Origin of the sequence: Pseudofrankia sp. EUN1h (genome assembly GCF_001854645.1) — a bacterium.
Lineage (GTDB): Bacteria > Actinomycetota > Actinomycetes > Frankiales > Frankiaceae > Pseudofrankia > Pseudofrankia saprophytica.
This window is the reverse complement of sequence record NZ_MBLN01000038.1, coordinates 1-1,149: the sequence shown is the minus strand read 5'-3', so window position 1 is coordinate 1,149 and position 1,149 is coordinate 1. Positions and strand designations below refer to the sequence as shown.

Annotated in this window: 1 protein-coding gene; it reads right to left on the bottom strand. The window is 59.7% G+C overall.

Annotated features, from left to right (window positions below):
• Positions 1 to 252 precede the first annotated feature (252 nt).
• Positions 253 to 927: a pentapeptide repeat-containing protein gene (locus tag BCD49_RS08660; RefSeq protein WP_007507711.1), complete on the bottom strand. Its 675-nt coding sequence runs from the start codon at positions 925 to 927 to the stop codon at positions 253 to 255.
• Positions 928 to 1,149: the final 222 nt, after the last annotated feature.

The following is a 1,149-nucleotide window of genomic DNA, read 5'->3' as shown; positions in this document are numbered from 1 at the left end:
CCGATTCTGACCTCAGGAATCAGCGAGGCTAGGATGCGGGCGACATTGAAAGCAGCACCGCCGAGATGCGAGTGCGCAGGACTTGTTAGGTGCGATCGAACTCGTTCGGCGAGCTCATCGGGAAGCACGATCTCCCCGTAGGGCGCGTATTTAACTCCGCTGTCTGCAAGCAATTCGATTAGGATTCGTGGAACCGTACCGACATGGACCTCATCTTCGTTGAGCGCTCCGAGGCAAAGTATTCCTGCTCTTCTAGCCACTGGCCGCACCAGTGCACCTGATGAACTTGGGCCCTACTGTCGGGACATGCTCGAGAACTCCCGGACCGAACGAGCAGTCAACGAACCGGACATCGGCCATCGATGCGCCGCGGAAGTAGTCTCGTCCCTGGAGATTGCAGCTGGCAAAGAGTGCGCCGCTAAGATCTGCCTCGTGGAATGAGGACGCTGTGAAGCTAGATTGATCGAAGACCGCCAGGCGGAGGGAAGCGCCCCTAGCCGATAGGTTTGCCACCCGACAGTCGATGATGTGGCATCGGTCGGCGTTGGCGCCATCAATCCGGCCCTCGGGAATGCGCTTCCCTCTAATTTCAATGCCTTCAAGCTGCGCGCCTATCATATCCGCGAGTCGCAGTTCGTTACCCACAGCGATGTCGTCCAGTAGGGCGGCATTGGAGTCGGATGGGGCGCCGCGCAGTCGGCGAAGCGCATCGAGACGCCGTTGCTGGCGAGTCTCGAAGCGTCCGATGAGACTGTCGGTGAGAACGTAAAACAGGGCGGTCGGGAGGGCCTCATAGGCAAGCCCGTAAGCGGCGTCAACCAAGCTGTAATCCGCTTCGCGCACGGCTCGGATGACGATGGAGATCAAACCGATTGTGACGAGGGCCGTAATGATTAGGTGCTTCCGGTTGAGCTTCGTGGTCGCCATCTCCTTAAGCGCCCCGATGCTCCATGGCGGTCCATGTGACGGGCGTTGAGCTCGCTTGCGCCCATGTCGCCGAGCTAACAGGCACTTCGGTCCTCACCAGCCCTGGAAGATGGCCCCGGGAGATCATGGCGGTAAGGCTCCTCGGTGCTACTGGCTAGTGTCCTGAGTCGTCAGTTCTTTCGTGGATCGTGAAATGGGAGCGTGCCTAGGTCTGCCGCCGTG

Excerpts from the sequence above, each read along its gene's own strand:
- BCD49_RS08660 (WP_007507711.1), bottom strand. The coding sequence starts at position 927 with ATGGCGACCACGAAGCTCAACCGGAAGCACCTAATCATTACGGCCCTC.